The 19,118-nt window shown below is 37.4% G+C and carries 23 protein-coding genes and 1 pseudogene; 7 read left to right on the top strand and 17 right to left on the bottom strand.

Translation table 11 applies throughout. The annotated features are described in order from the left end of the window. Positions 1-407 precede the first annotated feature (407 nt). The 3 genes from VQ00_RS15335 to VQ00_RS15325 are packed head-to-tail and all read left to right on the top strand — an operon-like array spanning position 408 to position 1,581. On the top strand, positions 408-857 hold the full coding sequence (locus tag VQ00_RS15335) for a spore coat protein (protein WP_046181003.1): 450 nt from the start codon (positions 408-410) through the stop codon (positions 855-857). Between the two features lie 30 nt (positions 858-887). Beyond that, the gene (locus tag VQ00_RS15330) at positions 888-1,319 is read left to right on the top strand and encodes a spore coat protein (RefSeq protein ID WP_046181002.1); all 432 of its coding nucleotides are present in this window, start codon (positions 888-890) and stop codon (positions 1,317-1,319) included. Positions 1,320-1,353: 34 nt separating this feature from the next. Beyond that, positions 1,354-1,581 carry a hypothetical protein gene (locus VQ00_RS15325; RefSeq protein ID WP_046181001.1) on the top strand — a complete coding sequence of 76 codons (228 nt, stop codon included), beginning with the start codon at positions 1,354-1,356 and terminating at the stop codon, positions 1,579-1,581. A gap of 296 nt (positions 1,582-1,877) precedes the next feature. Here VQ00_RS15325 and VQ00_RS15320 read toward each other — a convergent pair whose 3' ends face one another. Further along, complete coding sequence (locus tag VQ00_RS15320) at positions 1,878-2,105, bottom strand: hypothetical protein (RefSeq protein ID WP_046181000.1); 228 nt, start codon at positions 2,103-2,105, stop codon at positions 1,878-1,880. Between the two features lie 181 nt (positions 2,106-2,286). On the opposite strand from VQ00_RS15320, the gene VQ00_RS15315 reads away from it, so the two are divergent. Continuing rightward, a complete protein-coding gene (locus tag VQ00_RS15315) occupies positions 2,287-2,997 on the top strand; it encodes an SH3 domain-containing protein (protein ID WP_046180999.1) in 711 nt (236 codons plus the stop codon). A gap of 600 nt (positions 2,998-3,597) precedes the next feature. Here the strand turns inward: VQ00_RS15315 and VQ00_RS15305 are convergent. The 6 genes from VQ00_RS15305 to VQ00_RS15280 all read right to left on the bottom strand — a co-directional run bounded on the left by VQ00_RS15305 (position 3,598) and on the right by VQ00_RS15280 (position 8,078). After that, positions 3,598-3,915, bottom strand: coding sequence for an IDEAL domain-containing protein (locus VQ00_RS15305; protein WP_046180997.1), 318 nt, complete (start codon positions 3,913-3,915; stop codon positions 3,598-3,600). Positions 3,916-4,533: 618 nt separating this feature from the next. Then, positions 4,534-4,716, bottom strand: coding sequence for a hypothetical protein (locus VQ00_RS15300; protein ID WP_245618131.1), 183 nt, complete (start codon positions 4,714-4,716; stop codon positions 4,534-4,536). 140 nt (positions 4,717-4,856) lie between these two features. Next, entirely contained in the window at positions 4,857-5,825 is a 969-nt protein-coding gene (locus VQ00_RS17810; RefSeq protein WP_052728602.1) for a DUF4352 domain-containing protein, read from the bottom strand. 227 nt (positions 5,826-6,052) lie between these two features. Next, a complete protein-coding gene (gene gerD, locus VQ00_RS15290; RefSeq protein ID WP_046180996.1) occupies positions 6,053-6,631 on the bottom strand; it encodes a spore germination lipoprotein GerD in 579 nt (192 codons plus the stop codon). 376 nt (positions 6,632-7,007) lie between these two features. After that, positions 7,008-7,382 carry a DUF948 domain-containing protein gene (locus tag VQ00_RS15285; protein ID WP_052728600.1) on the bottom strand — a complete coding sequence of 125 codons (375 nt, stop codon included), beginning with the start codon at positions 7,380-7,382 and terminating at the stop codon, positions 7,008-7,010. Positions 7,383-7,613: 231 nt separating this feature from the next. After that, the gene (locus VQ00_RS15280) at positions 7,614-8,078 is read right to left on the bottom strand and encodes a DUF948 domain-containing protein (RefSeq protein WP_046180995.1); all 465 of its coding nucleotides are present in this window, start codon (positions 8,076-8,078) and stop codon (positions 7,614-7,616) included. A gap of 603 nt (positions 8,079-8,681) precedes the next feature. On the opposite strand from VQ00_RS15280, the gene VQ00_RS15275 reads away from it, so the two are divergent. Further along, entirely contained in the window at positions 8,682-9,194 is a 513-nt protein-coding gene (locus VQ00_RS15275; protein WP_046180994.1) for an acyl-CoA thioesterase, read from the top strand. A 270-nt stretch (positions 9,195-9,464) separates the two neighbouring features. On the opposite strand, the gene VQ00_RS15270 is transcribed toward VQ00_RS15275, so the two are convergent. The 5 genes and pseudogenes from VQ00_RS15270 to VQ00_RS15255 all read right to left on the bottom strand — a co-directional run bounded on the left by VQ00_RS15270 (position 9,465) and on the right by VQ00_RS15255 (position 13,495). Next, the gene (locus VQ00_RS15270) at positions 9,465-9,647 is read right to left on the bottom strand and encodes a hypothetical protein (protein ID WP_046180993.1); all 183 of its coding nucleotides are present in this window, start codon (positions 9,645-9,647) and stop codon (positions 9,465-9,467) included. 171 nt (positions 9,648-9,818) lie between these two features. Then, a complete protein-coding gene (locus VQ00_RS18685; RefSeq protein WP_156154086.1) occupies positions 9,819-9,977 on the bottom strand; it encodes a hypothetical protein in 159 nt (52 codons plus the stop codon). A gap of 671 nt (positions 9,978-10,648) precedes the next feature. After that, positions 10,649-10,717, bottom strand: a pseudogene (locus tag VQ00_RS19550) (hypothetical protein); the annotation flags it as partial. 136 nt (positions 10,718-10,853) lie between these two features. Continuing rightward, positions 10,854-12,419, bottom strand: coding sequence for an ABC-F family ATP-binding cassette domain-containing protein (locus VQ00_RS15265; protein WP_046180992.1), 1,566 nt, complete (start codon positions 12,417-12,419; stop codon positions 10,854-10,856). A 773-nt stretch (positions 12,420-13,192) separates the two neighbouring features. Continuing rightward, a complete protein-coding gene (locus tag VQ00_RS15255) occupies positions 13,193-13,495 on the bottom strand; it encodes a YunC family protein (RefSeq protein WP_046180990.1) in 303 nt (100 codons plus the stop codon). A 787-nt stretch (positions 13,496-14,282) separates the two neighbouring features. On the opposite strand from VQ00_RS15255, the gene VQ00_RS19545 reads away from it, so the two are divergent. Next, positions 14,283-14,375 (top strand): IS3 family transposase, encoded by a 93-nt coding sequence (locus VQ00_RS19545; protein ID WP_082091604.1) that lies wholly within the window; start codon positions 14,283-14,285, stop codon positions 14,373-14,375. Between the two features lie 49 nt (positions 14,376-14,424). Here the strand turns inward: VQ00_RS19545 and VQ00_RS15250 are convergent, their stop codons facing one another. Next, positions 14,425-15,429 carry a tRNA dihydrouridine synthase gene (locus tag VQ00_RS15250; RefSeq protein WP_046181041.1) on the bottom strand — a complete coding sequence of 335 codons (1,005 nt, stop codon included), beginning with the start codon at positions 15,427-15,429 and terminating at the stop codon, positions 14,425-14,427. A gap of 377 nt (positions 15,430-15,806) precedes the next feature. Then, positions 15,807-16,004, bottom strand: a complete 198-nt coding sequence (locus VQ00_RS15245) for a hypothetical protein (protein ID WP_046180989.1) — start codon at positions 16,002-16,004, stop codon at positions 15,807-15,809. A 67-nt stretch (positions 16,005-16,071) separates the two neighbouring features. Between VQ00_RS15245 and VQ00_RS18675 the strand changes: the two genes are divergently transcribed. Next, positions 16,072-16,236, top strand: coding sequence for a hypothetical protein (locus tag VQ00_RS18675; protein WP_156154085.1), 165 nt, complete (start codon positions 16,072-16,074; stop codon positions 16,234-16,236). A gap of 669 nt (positions 16,237-16,905) precedes the next feature. Here the strand turns inward: VQ00_RS18675 and VQ00_RS15240 are convergent. From VQ00_RS15240 to VQ00_RS15230, 3 genes are read right to left on the bottom strand one after another with little or no spacing between them, the layout of a single operon-like run. After that, a complete protein-coding gene (locus tag VQ00_RS15240; protein ID WP_046180988.1) occupies positions 16,906-18,153 on the bottom strand; it encodes a DUF4153 domain-containing protein in 1,248 nt (415 codons plus the stop codon). Between the two features lie 50 nt (positions 18,154-18,203). Next, on the bottom strand, positions 18,204-18,419 hold the full coding sequence (locus VQ00_RS15235) for a helix-turn-helix domain-containing protein (protein ID WP_017153334.1): 216 nt from the start codon (positions 18,417-18,419) through the stop codon (positions 18,204-18,206). Positions 18,420-18,430: 11 nt separating this feature from the next. Further along, positions 18,431-18,913: a DUF2975 domain-containing protein gene (locus VQ00_RS15230; protein WP_046180987.1), complete on the bottom strand. Its 483-nt coding sequence runs from the start codon at positions 18,911-18,913 to the stop codon at positions 18,431-18,433. Positions 18,914-19,118: the final 205 nt, after the last annotated feature.

Raw genomic sequence — 19,118 nt, 5'->3', positions numbered from 1 at the left:
TTTGGGAGACCATGTGGGAGGCACTTAATTTCAGGACAGACGCTCTACAAAAAGAGTCCTTTCACGGACTCTTTTGCTTTTTCCTCTCTTATATACAGCGTTCTTGGTTTCCCCTTTTCCCATTCAACATATCCTAATTCTTTTAACCGATCCAAGTGCTCTTTTACAGTCAATCTAATATATAAATTTAAAATATTACATTAAATTTTCGCAGCTAGACAATAATGGGCGTTCTTCTTTTTATTTAAAGCGATGACGCCCATTTCATTGCTCCTTTCCATTCTATCTTCTGAAATCGCTTGTTCATAAGCGATTTTTTATTTTTTTAGAATAGTTACATATGCCGCTTCAAAAAGCCTGATAGCCTCATACGTTATTGTATAACACGGAAAAGGAGGTTTAAAGTTATGTCAAGAAATCATGATGAGGATGACTACAAAAAGCCAAGACGTAAGCAGAGTGAGAACAACAATGAACACGACGATTCAGATGTTCTGCAGGAAGGTATTCAGAAATCAGTCATCGAACAAGAATCCGACGAGCTAGTGTGGATTAAAGATTCATGCAATATTGAGGTTCAAACAACAGATACGCAGGCAGCTGTCTCCCTTCAAGTAGGCTTGCAGCTAGCCATTGCGCTAATTATCAGCATCACCATTGGCGATTCGGATGAAGGCCAAACTGTAGCGCAAGAGCTGTTCCAGAAATTTGATTCTGAGCAAACGAATAAACAGAAAATTCTTATTGAAAATTCAAAAGATGTCACAGTCACAACGACTGACACCGACTTGGCCGTCAACATCCAGGCACTCCTACAAGTGCTGGTTGCGCTAGTTATTAAACTAGACATTTTGTAACTAAAATCCTAAAAGAAAGAGGTGAATAACATGAGTGAGAAAAAGTGGAGAGCATTGGATCATTGTGACGACAACAGTAACCAAAATGATGCAGATGTTTTGCAAGAAGGCGATCAGGCTGTTTCAAGTGAGCAGAAATCTTTTGAGTGGATTATCGTTAAAGATTCTGAAGATGTTGAGGTCCGTACAACAGATACGCAGGCAGCGGTTTCTTTACAGCTCGGAATCCAGGTAGCCATTGCCACCGTCATCAGCATCACTCTCGGTGATTCGGATCAAAGCAAAGGCGTCGTTCAAGACCTAAAGCAATTCATGAAGACAAAACAGCAAAACACTCAAAAAACGGTCATCGAAGGATCAAAGCATGTAAAGGTGACTACAACTGACACCGACTTGGCCGTAAATATCCAGGCATTACTTCAAATTCTCCTCGCTATTGTGGTCAAATTAGATGTTCTGTAATAGGTAGACTAATTCAGAAAGAGAGGGGAAACAGATGGATAATACAGGTAAGGAACTAGTTGAACAATTACGCAAGATGAACGAGCAATCCATGAAGGAGTTGCTGAGAGATTCTCGTCACAAGCGCAGCAAAGCGAAATTTAAACAAAATCTTAAAGAAAACCAAGCTAGAGCATTAGAAGAGTTAAAAAAGCAGTATGCACCAACGGCGGATTCAACCAACTCATCTCTGAACAAAATACTAGGCAAGTTATTTGATTAATTTATAAGAGAATCAATACGTAACATTTACCTTTTACGTAAAGCAGCTGATCCCATGAGGAAAGAAAAGATCATTATGGTGTGCCCTTTAGTAATGAAGAGATTGCGGTGCCTGGCCGAAACTCGACGAACGAATTATTGATAAAAGAACATTTAAGAAAATATTAAAGAAGTATTTGTGACTGGCTACGGCCGGTCTTTTTATTATCCATTTAGTAATGATAAATTGACAGCTACCCTCTCCTTCTATCTCTCCAAACGTATATAATGAATTGTATAACCTTGGAAAGGAAAATATTATGAAGATACTTCAATGGAACATCCCACTATAAGTTGTTCTTTATCGTTGTCGATTAGCTTTCCTTTAGTTATAAACTGTAACGACCCATAGATGGAATCATACTGTTGTTGAGTTTGTACAAATGATTTTATAACGCTCCATTTTTTCATTTTAGAATCAAACTGATAAATCTTCAGCAAAGTCTGATCTGTGTAGTTATGTAAACCGCCTTCATATTTCTTCAATCTATTTACCTCCACATAAAATTTAACCAGGACTATAATATCAAAATCAAAAAAACATAAAGAAACAACTTTATCAATACAGGCAATTATTCTTACTCTCTTTTATAATTTTAATTTTTCTATTTTATACCGGCTATTTAAATAGTATAATTTACCTGATTAAAGTTAGGAGAGTGGAGTAATGCAGTATAAAAAGCTAGTTAAAATTTCCTTAACCATCATTTTATTTTTACAATTGGCGTTTCAATTTAACCCTGCTCATTCAGAGGCAGCCTCTTCAAAGTTGGGTTACGTTACCATTAGTAGTGGTGTTCTTAACGTTAGAAGCGGACCTGGAAATAATTATAAAGTGATTGGTTCACTAAAAAATAATGCTTCTGTTTCGGTTTACTCTCAATCTAAGAACGGCTGGTCGCAAATTGGCTATAAAAAAGGAAAAGCTTATGTGTCTTCTCAGTACCTACGGATGTATAGTTACCTACAAGATAAAACAAAGATTTATACATATGAATATGAACAAGAATCTTTTACTACATATTATGTAGGTAAATATTATGGCTGGGATAAATGGCTTCATTCAAATAACGATCCTTACTTTTTATATGAAGATAACACCGGGCTATATAACACTTGGCTCTCATCTGATACTTCCACTGATATTACCTATCCTTTAAAAGTCGGAAACAAGTGGAAAGACTGGGACCACTTACCGATGTCTAGAATAAAGGATATCAATGGTACATTAACCACACGAGCAGGAACGTTCAAAAATGTGGTAACGGTGAAAAGAGATGACGGCTATATCACGTACTTTGCTCCAAATGTGGGGCTCATAAAGTCAGTTTATAATGGAAAAACTGAGAAGGAGTTAGTTCGTTTAGCTAGAAAATAATAAAGTTATGACATTGACCTCATTATTTGATGAGGTCTCAGATTGTAGACAAAGTCAACAGTCGCTTTTCAGTGAAAGGTAAATGATAGGTTCTTTCAAACATTACTAAAATTAATTTAGGTGTTAGAGACAAAAAAATTTCTACACCCTTGGATGCAACTCCATTGTGACAGAATAGAATTGCGAGTAATATTTTAACGGCCGGGGACTTTTTCTCGGCTTTTTTGCATATTTCTTTTTTTACCGCATATAAATTTATTGTTGGTAAGTTTTTTATAGTTCTTCCTAATACACAGTCAGGGAAACCTGGCTTTTTTTATTTGCATAATTTTTTCTGAAATGAGCATACTTTCTAATTTTCGACTTTTCAACCGTCTCTAAAAACCCTTTTTCATTTTTTGCCGGGGATCTCCTCGGCTTTTTTACTTTGTTTGTATAAAACTTTCTGAACTTGTCCATTCTATTGATAGTGAGGAAACCCCATCCTCTCATGCAATATCCGAGTAACACAGAACAGTCAGAGCCCCCTTTGGCTGTTTTTTTATGCAAATCCCCACCGCTTCTTCGCCATTTCTTCTGGTGTCCACTGCTGTTCAATTACTATTCCACGGTATGCCATTTTAGTTTTCGTCCCGTCAGTTCTTCAAACCATTTCTTGTCACCTGTTAATAACGCCAGATCGATCAGCGTCTCCTTGTCCCGGTGCTTATCCCAAAAATCGCCGATGGGCTCCAGCTGCTCTTCTGTGAAGATGCCGGGTGATGGTTTTCTTAAAAGGTATTTACCATCCGTAATCCAAATTACTTTCGTCAATTCAACCCTGTAGCCGTAAAATTCGCTTTGGACGATATTGCTCACATATCCAACGGCTGTCATACCGCCAATTTTTACTGTTTTCCACTCTCCCTCTCTCAACAAGGCTGCCACCCCTTTAAAATAGTTTCATTTGTTCAAAAAAATCGGTTCTTTAGGTTTATCCAATGGTTTTATACATATCTATGTGTATTCCAGATCCATAAGCAATGACAAAGTACGTTTTTCCGATCATTTTCTTTGAATGATCCCAGCACCAAATGAGTTTTGCAGAGTGAATTTTGTTTCTTTCGATTTCAACCGTTCGTTTTGGCGGCTCCGGTCGCCATTTTTGGCGCTTCGTTTACTTCTGCTACCCAAAGTTCTTCTTTTCAAAACAGCCCGTATGCGCACCTTTCTGCGGAAATCTGAATGCATACACATAATCGGTACCGGCCGGAAAAAGAAAGAATGTCTCACCCGCCGGCAGGATCTCTGCATCAAGGCATGTTCCTTGAAGCACGCTCCTCCCTTCTTGCGGCTATTTTTGAATGCACATTAATACCCTTATTAGTACTGATAAGGGTATTAATGACCAATGATTTGTTTGGACGAACTATGTATGCATTTAATGTAAATAAAAGAAATATTCTTTCAGCTTGAAAAAGAGCAATACACTACAAATGATACGGGTTCTTCTGCTCCGATTCTCACTTCACGTTCCACGAATGTTTAATTCCTTCTTCAGTCATCTGACACACCAAAATCGTCCCTTTTTTTCATTTCGGGAGAAAAGTGCTGCAAGAGACCGTCTAACTCCCAGTCTTCATCCACAAAGGATTTGTATTGCCACGCATTTACTAAGCCAATAAAATTGGTATCACCAAACTCCATACAAAACTTCATTTTATCTTCCCCAGTTTTCACGTTTTTTTATCTTCTCCACCAAATTATACCTTTTAATAGAGAACGTTTAAAAGATAAGCGGCTCCCAACATTATATATTTTATTATAAAAAAACCCTCCTGCGTGTTTAAAAAACAAACACATAAGAGGGTTCAAATTCATTATTGCAATTCTTCTTTTGATACAACGAACTTAATTTCTCCTTCATTCATCGAGAAGGACGGCTCATAATAGATTTCGTACGAGTCCGATTCCGGTACGTCAAACGCTACTTTGCCGGCGTATTGTTTGCCGACTTTCACTTCATTGCTGAAGCTCGTATCATCGTAGCTGTAATATTGCTCATGCATATTGCCTTCAGCGTCTGAAATGGTAAATTCGGTATTATCGACATAAGCATTTTCTTCCGAGTTGTTTTTCACTGCGACTTCTAACGTGATAACCTTACCTTTTTGAGGCTCACCGTATTCTGCTGCATCTGTAAACTTAGCTGACTTAATTGTGATTTCCACACCATCAATGCTGACGTTATCGCCGACCTTATACGTTTCTTCAAACACGTCATTCGCTTCTTGTTCTTCGGTTTCTGCATTTGCTAATGCTTCTTTTGTTTCTGTTGGAATGTCCGCTTTAAACTCACTTCTCAGGTCTTCAAAAGCGGTTCTGTATTCAGCCTCTTCCGCAAACGGGCCGTATGCCATGACAAATTTCCCGTTAATTAAGGCAGCGATTGATTCTTCTAATCCTCCTTCCTGATCCGTCGAGTGAACAAGAACCAGTGTGGCTTCTTCGCCCTCTTCTTTTTTATGTATGGATTCAATGACTCTCAGATCATTAAAATCGTCAGAACCTTCCTCATCGGCACCAAAAGAAAATAACAGAGCCGTGTCTGCATAGACTTTTTCACTGACAAATTGTTCTTTTGCTTTTGCGTCTGTCCCTTTCATATACACCTGATAAAATTCAAGCGCCAGCTTTTCATCTTCGTTCAGGTTCTTTTTGGCCTTGTAGTTTTCTTCGGTTTTCTCGGACGTGGCGTCATCCGATACTTTTTCAATGTCTGCTTCCCCACAAGCCGCCAGTCCAAAAGAAAGTGCTCCGGCAAGAAGCCATTTTATTGCCCATTTCATTCAAAAATTCCTCCTCTAAACTAAAAACCCTTTTAAATACTATCATCAACAAATTTACATATCTACAAGTTAAACCTATTAATATGCACCATTTATGGTAATAAAAGGAATTAGTGGTTACCTATTCTTTTTTATCCAAAACAAAACCCTCTTACTGTCATGCGTAAGAGGGATTAAGACTATACAACGATCCTTATTCACTTCTGTTTACAAAAATTAAAATTATGTTAGCTTCCGCCGTCTTGTCCTTGTTTCCCGGCTTCTTCCGCTGCTTTTAATAACGTCTCTTCTATTTTGGCTTTATACAAAGGACTTGATAACGTCTCATTGATCACGTCCTGAAGATGCTTTCTGAATTCCTGGTTTTTCATGGCTTCCTGCATCGTTTTTTGCATCTCAGGGTCTTGTAAAACGTCTGTTAGCATTTTCTGATAGTCCGGATCTGCCATTAAGCCTTTCAGTACTTTTTCGTGTTCTTTTTGCATGCTTTTTGCATAGCTTTCCACAAATTTCGGGTCCTCAAAGGCCTTTTTCCAAAACTCTTTCCCTTGATCAGATGTTAAGGTCGTTTGAATGGTTTTTGTTACAGCCTGTTCGTCCATGACAAGAGCCTGCTTGATCTCTTTATCCTTTAATACTTCCTGGAGCGCTTTTTTTCCATCATCTGTTTTTAATATATCAATGACCATTTTTTTTGTTTCGTCATAATTGGCTTGACCTCCTGCTTGACCTTCGGCGGCACAGCCAGCAATCAGTACACTCATGAATGACAATGTCAGCACCATGAGGAGCGAGTTTCTCTTCATGTTCATCCAGCTCCTTTCTATTTGCAATTTGCTATTTATATTTTGAATGAGTGAGGAGAATTTATACGGGGAAAATGCTGGGCTTAGTGTAAAAACCATTTTCCTAACAAAAAAAACCCCTTATCGTGTGTTGGTTTTCAACACAACAAGAGGAGTTCATCGGTGACATTTAATCCGTAATTTTACATAACCAAAATCATGACTTCTTCGTTTGGCGGGATGCTGATTCATAAGAAATAGAGCGCTCGGAATGTCTTTTTTATAAACTGCACATTTTTTCTTTCCAACCATGATATCTTTTTTGTAAATTATTCCATCCTAAAAACGGACGTTTTTTCCATCCACCTTTCAGAAGGTCTACACTGAGCAACATTTTTTACCGGATATTCCTCTTAGGGTTGGACGGGGTTTTGGTTTTGTTTGCACGGGGCGGAACTCCATTCCCTCGAGAGTTGGCTGCCTGTTTTACCGTGTTTGTGATGTTATGAAGCACCTCACCCACATCCTGGGCAGATTCCAGCAGCGGATCGACTGTCCGCATTTTATGTTTGGCATCGACCGTTACCTCATTGGCTGTATGGATCAGCTTACTGGATTCTTGTGTCAGGCCATGTACCGCATTCCTCACCTCAACAAGGGTACGGTTGGTTTCGCCCAGCGTGACCACTCCCTTTTGAAACAGCCTGATTAAAAATACAACCAGCAAGATGAAGGCTATAGCGATGGCAGCAACACTGAATTCAATAGTCATAAAAAGAAACCCTCCCTTTTTACGATTTTATGTACAAGCCCTGCAGATATTCCTTTCTTATACACTTGATGATCGCTCCCCTTTTCAGCTTCTCCTTATAACTTTTCATGCAAAAACAAAAAATACGAAAATTGCTTCCCGTTACATTCGGAAAACAGTATTCGTATGCGACTTAAATATAAAGTTTGTGTAACACGTCCATACTTCAGGTGAAATGGAGTGAATACACGATTAATTAATTCTAAGCTTCACGATCCCATCTGATGTAGATGTGATTGTGTTTACATGACCATCGTTATCTGGTGTATAAATGTCTGCACTTGCAGGAAGGTCTTCGACAGGCGCTTTCCAGGCAGTAATTGCTGGCTGATGATTAGTGTCAATGGTTTCGCTTGGAGGAGTCTCGTTGTTTTGAACGATCCCGCTCTGTTTTACTTTATCGGTTACACTATGAACCACTTCACCTACATCCTGGGCAGATTCTAACAACGGATCAAGGAATTTAATTTTACTTTGGATATCGACAGTGACCTGTTCGGCGGAATGGATCAACCTTTGTGATTCTACTGTCAGGCTGTTGACGCTATTTTTCAATTCCGCAATTGTGAGCTGGGTTTCCCCGAGTGTTTGGATTAATTTAGCAGCCACACAAACAAAAGCAGCTGACGCGCTGGCTACGCTGATCTTAATAATCACTAAGCTTCACCTTCCTTCCCTTTACTTAACCTTATGTATTGGCCGTAAGCTATATTCCACTAGTTACAGGCGGCTGGTTCAAACTTGTCAGTTCCGCGGAGAACAAGGTTCTTCTTCCACTAACCTGCCGTCTATATTTTTCATTTGAATTAGATAGCTTGTTTTTTACATTAACACGCGTTGCAGCTACTCAGGCCAGGCTGAACAGCTACGCTTTTTTTTGACAGCGGCTTCATCGCAGGACATATGGACTTTCCAAGATATGATACACTTTTCTGTTTTTTGATTTAATTAAAGAAATAATGTTAATACTTGTTGTTGAGAAAGGGGTGGAGACTCTTTGCCAAATGAAAGTAACAAGGATTCAACAGAATCTGAATTACAAATGAGTGACGATCAACTATTAATGATAGCTAAAAAAACATACGAGCACGTAAAGGTAATTAAAAAGGAAGAGGAAGAATAAAAAGGCCGTGAATGGTCCTGTTTATAAATGCATCTATGCCGCTGGATTTGTAATGGAACAATTGATGGGAATATCCTGCGCAGCTTCAAAAATCGCGCACATCTGTAGAAAAAATGAGAAAGAAAGGTGTGGTCAGTATGAGTGAAGAAAAAAAGTGCCGGGATTCATTCGTAGTAAAAACCAGTGTCGTATTGCCTCCAGATACGAATAATCATGGAACCTTGTTTGGAGGCAAGCTAATGGCTTATATAGATGATATAGCCTCCATCGCCTCCATGCGTCATTCTCGAAGAAGCACAGTAACGGCTTCGACTGATTCTGTTGACTTTCTCCATCCCATTTATGAAGGGAACGCGGTTTGCCTTGAGGCATTTGTAACTTATACAGGCCGCACCTCAATGGAAGTATTCGTGAAAGTCATTGCAGAGGATTTATTAACGGGAGAACGGAATGTATGCGCACTTTCTTTTTTAACCATGGTTGCTCTCGATGAAAATGGGAATACTACACCCGTTCCCCAGGTGGTCCCTGAAACAAATATGGAAAAAGGGTTATTTAATACAGCAGCAGAAAGAGCCGAAAACCGCAAAAGAAGAAGAAAAGAAAGCGACAGCCTGGCAAAGGATTTTGGTACCGGTTTACCCTGGTAAAAAAAGATGCTTTAGATTAAGCATCCTTTTTTACCAGGGTATCTATGATTAACATTTTTTTGATATTTATCGAGTATCAAATGCTAGAAAAAATACGCCGTTTTGACTTGATGGGATTATGCTTTATCACTTAAAATCATTTTTTTATTAATGGTTTGTACCTGTCTTAGTAAAAATAATTTGATGGAAGTATATTACGTAAGCTTTAATAGTTCCTAGCAGCATATAAATAAAAAGCCATCCAATAAAGGACAGCTTCACACTTTCATATTAAATCACTGGAATGTTTTCAAGTTGATCAATACTTATAATATTATATTCTTCTTTATGGAAAGCGGACAATTCTTTAAAGTGTTCACCTGCTATTATCTGTGCATTGTGCAAACTGTCAGACTCAAACTGAGATATTTCAATCTTTTCATTAACAGTATAAACTACGATAAATTTTAACATGATGTCTATTCACTCTCCTGTTAATTGTTATGTAATGCTAATCATATCCACACATGAACGGCTCGGCCATCTGCCTCACATGCATTCACCTCTTGCAATCCTATTCCATCTTGACACGCAACAACGTTACACCGTATAACTGTTCCCTCTTCATTAATAACCTTAATCATATTACTCATAGTATCCAGCCTCCACAAATGATCCATCCTCATTCATCATATGTACGCCATGTATAAATAAAATATACTCATCGTACATATCAGCAAGCATACGAACCGTGTAAGCTGCTTTCTCCTTATCTTCATCCTCTTGCATATGTTCCGTTTTCATCCTTTTTTGCTGTCATAAAAACTTCCTGTTTTCATTCATTATATTGTATTAAATAAAACGTAAATATCTAAAACGCTACATTAAGGTTACTTGTTATATAGAAAAAAAGCGCCCTCCCTTCAATATCAAAGGATAGAGCCTGTTTTGTTTATCGGTTATGAATGCAACATAATAATAATTATGTCTCACATTCTTGAGCTAAAGAGTGCGTTAGTTCAAGAATGGATTAAACAATATTATTGTTTTTCAAATGACTTATTTTAAATGTTCACTTTGTTTAACCAAATCTTCAGAACCACCAAAAGTGATATTGTGTAATTGCATAAGGCCCTCTAATATCTCATTATCGGGAATCGATTTAAATGAGTGTACTTAACATTCAAATAATTCACTTTCCTTTCTTGTAAACATCTTTAATGTAATTATTCTGCGATACATATAGACAATCCTTCTTCAACTAACCTGCTCGTTAGCCATCCATGCAGCGCAAGCACTGCACCGCAGATTATGTAAGAAACCCCGTTCTTATATGGGAGTTTGGTCACATTTCCAGCAAGATTCTTACAGCGTGAATTCATTCTCATATTTCATCAAAATGTTGCATGCCTTTTATTTTGAAAGTGCCTCTTTCACAACTTCGGCACCAATGTCATTTCACCAAATCGTTGATTTAAAAGTCCATTTTCCGGCATTGTTTGGTGGAACGCTGTGTCAAATACCGCTACAGCCGGCACATTTGGCCCAATTGCTGAAACCAATACAGCAATTTTATTTGCGGAGGGGCGGAGCAAAGAGTTTGCTTAAAAAAAGGCCAGATCAGCATAAAAGCTGATCTGGCCATTTGTCATAAAGTAAGCTGTGCTGCTATTTCGGCTGTTACGTATTTTGCACTTGTTTTGTTGTCCAGGATTCCACATTCCAAATGTCCGTGGCAATATCCTGATAAAACTCAGACTCATGGGAAATCAAGAGGATGCTTCCTTTGTACTCTTTAAGCGCCCGCTTTAATTCATTTTTCGCATCAACATCCAAATGGTTGGTCGGTTCATCAAAAACGAGAACATTGCTTTCCCGGTTCATCAGTTTACAAAGCCGCACTTTTGCTTTTTCGCCGCCGCTCAGTACGGATATTTTACTTTCAATGTGTTTTCTCGTTAGTCCGCATCTTGCTAATGCCGCCCGAACTTCGCCTTGCGTTAAACTCGGAAATTCATTCAGCACTTCTTCAATGCACGTGTTATGGTTTTCTTTTTTTACTTCTTGTTCAAAATAACCGATATACTGGTAGTCTCCCCGCTCTACGCTTCCGGAAAGAGGGTTGATTTCACCGAGTATGCTTTTTAACAAAGTGGTTTTTCCGATTCCGTTTGCTCCAACCAAAGCAATTTTTTGGCTGCGGTCCATCAAAAGGTCAAGCGGCTTGGAAAGAGGGTTATCGTAGCCGATCACTAACTTTTCCGTTTGGAAAATCAGCTTCCCAGATGTTCTGGCTTCTTTAAAACGAAAATCAGGCTTTGGCCGGTCTCCTGCCACTTCAATAATATCCATTTTATCCAGCTTTTTTTGTCGGGACATCGCCAGGCTGCTTGTTGAAGCACGTGCTTTGTTTCTCGCCACAAAATCTTTTAAATTGGCGATTTCCTGCTGCTGCTTTTTAGAGGCTGCTTCTACTTGCAGTTTTTTTGCTTCATATACTTTTAAAAAGTTATGGTAGTCTCCAACGTAGCGGGTTAATTCTTTGTTTTCCAAATGATAAATAATGTTTACAACACTGTTTAAAAAAGGAATGTCATGAGAGATCAGAAGAAACGCATTTTCATAGTTCAGCAAATAGCGTTTTAACCATTCAATATGCACTTCATCCAAATAGTTGGTTGGCTCATCGAGAAGTAAAATATCCGGTTTTTCAAGAAGAAGCTTAGCAAGAAGAACTTTTGTCCGCTGCCCTCCGCTTAAATCATATACATCTTTTTCAAGCCCTATCCCGTCTAAGCCGAGCCCTCTCGCTACTTCTTCCACTTTTGTATCAATCGTGTAAAAATCATTGGTTGTCAATGTATCTTGAAGCGTTCCGACTTCATCGAGCATTTTTTCCATTTTTTCCGGAGTTACATCGGCCATTTGGCCGTAAATGGTATTAATGGCTGTTTCTATATCAAATAAGTATTGAAAAGCCGTTTTCAGCACATCACGAATCGTTTTTCCTTTTTCTAAAACGGCGTGCTGGTCAAGATAACCGACCCGCTGATTTTTGGACCATTCTACTTTTCCATCATCCGGCTGAATTTGTCCGGTAATAATATTCATAAACGTCGATTTGCCTTCGCCATTAGCGCCGACTAATCCAATATGTTCCCCTTTTAACAAACGAAAAGATACATTTTGAAAAATAATGCGGTCACCAAAATCATGACTTAAATCTGTTACCGTTAGGATACTCAATTATCGTTTCCTCATTTCGTTTCAAAATTTCCATTAAATTTTGATTATATCACACTGGTCTGCTTTCAATCAAGAATTCGCATCCAAGAAACTGGATTGTCCACACTAAATCAAATAGCTTACCTGTAATGGATTCATCAATACCCTTACATATTTCATCGAATTTAGCATTGTATAATTTATAATCATGTAAACTGGCTACAAAACAAACTTCAATTAAAATACGTTTTTTATTCGTATTATTTAGAAAACCATTAATGGAGGACGCAAGGGTGGACAAAATAGCCGTCCTTAAGGAATCATGATAATTCATAAAGAAGAGAATGCTTATAAGCGTTCTCTTCTTTTATGTTGAATGGTTTTATAATGCTGCAGGTATTTTTAATGCAACATAACATAATAAGTAGTCTTCTTTTTTATCTGTACCGCTCTCTCAATCATCACATTCTTCAATTAGCTTTTCTAAAAGGTTTAATGTCTTTTTTGTGACTGACAGATTATTTTGCAAATCAAAACATAAAGTTAATTTTCTAACTGCTGTTTCATCTTAATTGCTTTTTATTATATAAAATATGGAAAATTCCATGGTTTTCATACAGCCCTCGTGGAAGTCGCCAGCTACAAAACCTGTCCTATCACTACAAAGTATACATCTGTTACGAATAATAGTGTCTTCATTCCCCCTTCACCTGCTTTACATTTATTTTCATTGATTTTTAAAAAATGAAAAATCCCGAAAATTAAAAAGTCAGCCAAAATGACTGACTTTCTCTTTAAATCATTTTTAACATAGCATCTTTTCCAAGCATACCTTTATGAATTCCGATTGCTTCTGCTTCCAATGTAACTGATTCTAACGGTGCTTCCAAAAGCTGTTCAACTGTTTTTACACCAACAGCTCTACCAGCAATGATCTTTCTATCACTTAACCTCTCATTTAGCAATGAGACATCAAGAGCCCCACACATAATATATCCTTTTTCGCTGGTAACCATGACTAAACCTGTTTTTGGCAACATAACAGAGATGCCTAAAAAGATATGTCCATTTATTTCAATTGGAAATAAATTAACCATCTATTCCCCCCCCTCTCTTCTCATTTTCCTTATTAAATAATATGTTGAGAGGGGAAAAACGTGTCTCATTTGATTTACTATCCTAGCTTCAATTCTCATGTTTGCAGGTAAATTATAAATATTCGTTGTTAAAGAAACCTGCTTCGTTAGTTTAAGTACATCTTTTCACAATTTATATACTTTTTTTAATCCATAGTTGAGTTTTAAGGCAAAATTTCTCCACTCTTCCTTAGTGTTTTTGATTAATAGACTAATGCGTTTTATCTACTCATCAGCTTTTTCCCGATATAACTCTTAAGTTCTCTAATTGTCCTCATCCCAAACGTTTTATCGCCAAACTATAATACAACAAAAAACGCGGAAATCCTCGATACATAAGGAGTTCTCGCGTTTAGTTTTATTATATGGTTCCTACTGGGTTCGAACCAGCGACCTCTACCCTGTCAAAGCGAAACAAGCTGTTCACTTTATATGAACTTCGCCAATATGTTCCCTTATTCTACATGTGTGGACCGTAATTGACAACATACGGGATGTTGGTGATTATACAAAAAAACTAACGGAACCAATATGACCTGATTCCGTTAGCAATATTTCATTTAAGACGCCATTTTAGCTGTGTTTTTTACTTATAGGCTGATAATTTATCTAAATTAAAGAAGCAATAACGTGCTTTGAAACAATTTTTTGATTATTAGCATACAGAGTAATTAATGTTCCATTTTTAGTTAGACATAAATGATCTTCCCCATTTGCGTACTTTTAATTTGCAAATTCATAACCTAATATAGATTACTTTAATAACAAACGTATAAAGCAAAAATTGGAGGGAATGAGTCCGGTTCAATACCGTCTTCACACCAGCCAATTATCTGCTTAGTATAAACTCTAACTTTTTGGGGGCACACCAGTTTAGTCCTACTTCGCTTTTACCTTGAATGGGGACACTTCTCCTGCTCCCCCATTCTATCAAGATTCTTTGACCCAAAGTCATTGAGCAGTGAACGTGCTTCATCTGTGGACGCTGTGTTCATTAATTGATTTCTTAATTCACTTGCCCCTCGAAACCCACGGACATATATCTTAAAAAAGCGATGAAGAGCCTTGAACGGACGCAGCTCTAATTTGGAATATTTATCATGTAGATCCAGATGCAGCCTTAAGAGGTCGAGCAATTCCTTACTACTATGATCTTTCGGCTTCTTTTCAAAGGCAAATGGATTATTGAAAATACCACGCCCAATCATAATCCCATCAATACCGTATTGATGAGCGAGCTTTAAGCCAGTTTGACGATCAGGGATATCCCCATTGATCGTCAAGAGTGTATCTGGTGCCACCTGGTCACGAAGTTTCTTAATCTCCGGGATTAGTTCCCAATGAGCATCTACTTTGCTCATTTCCTTTTTTGTACGCAGATGAATGGAAAGATTAACAATGTCTTGTTTCAATATGTGTGTTAGCCAGTCGTGCCATTCGTCTACATCCGTGTAACCAAGCCTTGTCTTTACACTTACGGGCAATCCTCCTGCTTTTGCTGCTTGTATTAAATCTGCTGCAACTTCTGGACGACGGATAAGGCCACTTCCCTTCCCATTCTGTGTCACATTAGGTACAGGACAGCCCATATTGATATCCACACCCCTAAACCCAAGTTTCGCCATACCAATACTCATTTGACGAAAGTATTCAGGCTTATCCCCCCATATATGAGCTACCATTGGTTGTTCATCCTCTGTAAAAGTCAAACGCCCACGCACACTATGGATCCCCTCTGGGTGACAATAACTCTCCGTGTTTGTAAACTCTGTAAAAAACACATCAGGTCTGGCTGCTTCACTCACTACATGGCGAAAAACAACATCCGTCACATCTTCCATTGGTGCCAGTATAAAAAAAGGTCGTGGTAAATCACGCCAAAAATTATCTATCATATTCAAATTCAAATCCTCTCATTATGGATACCAGGCCAATCCCTTATCCCAAAATTAAAAAACAAAATGTCCCTGCTTCTTTTACACTTATACCATGCTTAAGCACTTTTTATCAAACTGATCGGAAATGTTTAGTTTAACTTCACAATCTCTGTACAACTAAAATAATCTCCTGCTAAAATCCACTCCATCAACCAGCATTACACTGTTCAAGTTAAAATAAAGTTTTGCTAAAAAAGACTAAAAAGAAAATTGAAAAAACACTGGATTGACAAGGGTGCAACGGGAAAAAGACCCCGAAATCGCAAAAGTATTTTTTAACGAAATCAGGGTCGAACTGGCAAATGTTTATTTTAACTAGCAAGAGCAGTTTTTAATTAGACATCTTCAATGGTAAAGTTAGAAACTAGCTTTCTTTTGGAAAAGCGGCTTTCAAGGTCATTAAACAGATTATGATAGTTCTCCAGTGTGTGCTTTGATAAACCTTCGAGTTGCTTAATTCGTGTGACAACCTCTCTTGCTTTTTCAATCGATAATGCTTCTTGAACCTGCATTTTTCTTTTCTTTTTTGCCAAAGAAAAAAACCCCTTAGTGTGTGATTATTTTCAACACATAAGAGGTTTTGAGGGTGAAATTCAAATCATGGTTTTATTTCACCAAATATTTGATTTAAAAGCCCATTTCCCGGCCTATAACCATCACCAAGCATTCACGCTAAACGTTGAAGAAACGCCTTACACTCCTGTTAAACGAGAAACGTCACGGGCAATCATCACTTCTTCGTTCGTTGGGATGACGATTGGATAAAAATGTTAGATAAATCCTTAGTTTTGTACTATCTCACGCCCGTATTACCATAAATGGTAGTTGTTGCATAGTATTTTCTTAACTTGCCACTTTTTCAGCCGTAATAATTAATAATCCCTTTTTCGTTTTATCAATATTGTTAATCTGCTGTTCAGTCTGTATTTGGAAATTAAAAAATGCTGTTTACGGCAGTATGTTTTTTGAAGGTAAGAAAGCCGAAAACATACAAGGAATGAATAAAAACTTGCATATTTTCGGCTTATGATAACTTTGGATATTAAACTAAAGCCCCCTTTAGTGTAAGTACATCTTTTCACATTTAATCTAAATCAAACTCAACTTAAAACCTGCAAGTTTAGCTTATCAAATACGTTTCATGAAGTCCTTTTTCGTTGGGCACATGAAACTGGACATATTTTAAAGAATCCAGTTGCAACAACAATATATATGTCTTCTAGTTTGAATACCCTCTTTTTAACTTTAGTAATGAAAATAAGCCGATATTATGCAACTCTGTATAAAAAGCTGCATAATATCGGCTCTAAGGATTTTATACGTTATAGAAGATTAGCTTTTCGTTACATTAACAGAGACAGCCATGCTAATAAGATTCGCACCATGGCGCATGAAAAAACGTCTTTTTGGAAGGATATTTTCAGGGTAGCCTTTCTAATTAAAAATTATAGGAAAAGTAAATGTAACGAAAGCTGCCCAAAGTCCGTAGACCGGCAAATACTTAGTAACGGCATCTTGGATAGTTGAAGGTCCGAATTTGTTTTGTAGAAAACGCATATAGGAGAGCATAATCCAAATTAGATTTGCCCAGATAAGTATGTTTACTCCTAAAACAGCAAGTCTATTAGGCGTAATCCCATAAGAAGAAAGTCTGAACACGATGGCTGACAAAGCCACACTGTCAATGATAAGCGCAAGAACAATTAAAGCAAAATTTATATAATCTGAAATGTTCTTTTTCTCGTCTGAGTCGCTCTCGATAATGGAAAATATGGTAACGACCAATACACCAAGGAGTATTCCGTTGAAGGCTATCAAGAAATTGCGGTCCAAGAATGGGTTTTTTCCGACCCATATAACCGTTATAAGATAGACCAACAATGTGACCAGGACAAGAGGACTAAAAATTTTAGCTATATATGGTGTAATATTCTTAGCAAGTTTAAGATTCATTGATACCAGGTATGCAGCCACAATAGCGAGAGCGGCAGCACCAAATAAAACGACATTACTAAAATAGAAGTCTTTTATATCCAAGCCAACAAAGCTAAATAACTGCATGGTTAATGCTGCTAGTACCATTCCGCTAACTGCCATGCTGGCGTAAAGAATACAATATTCCAAATTAAATTTAATATAGGCTAATCTTGTACTGCCTTTTGAATATTCATTTCCTGTAAATGCAAGCCCTACTAATACCCATAAGAATATGGGAAGGTGTAAATAAGCAAGGATAATACTGTCTTTATAATTTAATGGCAGCATATTAAGATAAAGCCCGGAAATTAGGAACAACGCTGCAAGGGAATAAATAACACTTTTTTCCGGAGTATTATTGTAAACAAAATAGGCAGCAATAAAGGGAATTATACCAAAAGCCAGGTTAATTGGAGCAATTGCTTCCTGTTCGACAAAATGGAAAATGATCCTGGTGCTTATCCCGGCCAGAATGGCTAAAATGCCCATGAATAAGAAACCTTTTTGAAGCAAGGAAGATTTTTCTGTATTTGCCGTCTCCTTGAAATGCAATCTTTCATACCAAACACCAAGAACCTGAGAATCAGGATTTTGTTCCCATGCGTGTGAGAATGACTTTTTAAAAGCTTTCGGATCTTTTCTATACATTCTCTCCAGCTCATGAGGGTTAGCAATATTTTCAATAATCAAATTGTTAATGTCCATAGTTATACCTCCCCTAATAATTGTTATATTAAGTTTCCTCCACAATGTGTTTAACTGTCTTCGTCACTTTTGTATTCTAAAATATCTCCAGGCTGACATTCTAAAGCCTTACAAATTGCCTCTAAAGTGGATAATCGAATCGCTTTTGCCTTTCCATTTTTCAATATAGAAAGGTTCGCCATTGTTATTCCAACCTTCTCCGAAAGTTCTGTTACGCTCATTTTCCTTTTTGCTAACATCACATCAATATTGATTATAATTGCCATTGTTATTCACCTCAGACCGTTAAATCATTTTCTGATTTGATATTAATTGCTTCTTGTAAAAGTTTTTGGAGAACAGCCGCAAAGACTGCGATAACCATCGAAGCAAAAGGAACAACCAATCCGACAAAGATAACTCCTGGTGCGTCGTCTACTTCCGCAAAGATATAGAAGAGCGGCCAAACTAGCACATGCAAAATACTGATTGTGATGGCACAGTATTTGATTTTCTTTAAAGCTTTTACAGATAAATCGGAGAAAGCTTTATTTTTGTCAATATAGCGTAAGAGTTTGAAAGCCTGATACAAAGCAAAGTAAAAAGGTATCGCCGATGCATCAAAAGCGGTGAAAACGAGATATTTTATAAAAGCAAACTCTGGAAGCAATTTTACTGCAAGATTCGCCATCTCAGGCACCAAAAAGATGCACAGAGCAAGAACTGGGACTCCTAAAAGAATAACAGCTATTTTTAAAAACAACGTTGTTACTTTTTCCATAAAAAGCACCTCACTTATTTATTCTGATTTTGATTTTAATATATATTTTATCGTTTTACAATAAATTTTTATTAATACGGATAACATTTTTATTGTAGATTTTTGTTTTAAGCAAAAATAAAAAGCATTCCTCATTCAAAGAAATGCTCTATAACTTTAAACCATTAAATTTATAACTTGTACAGCTAACCTCCCTCTATAAACA

It is taken from the genome of Domibacillus tundrae, assembly GCF_000970675.1.
Classification (GTDB): Bacteria; Bacillota; Bacilli; order Bacillales; family Domibacillaceae; genus Domibacillus; species Domibacillus tundrae.
Note: the sequence above shows the minus strand (reverse complement) of the source record. Positions and strands in the feature narration are given on the sequence as shown.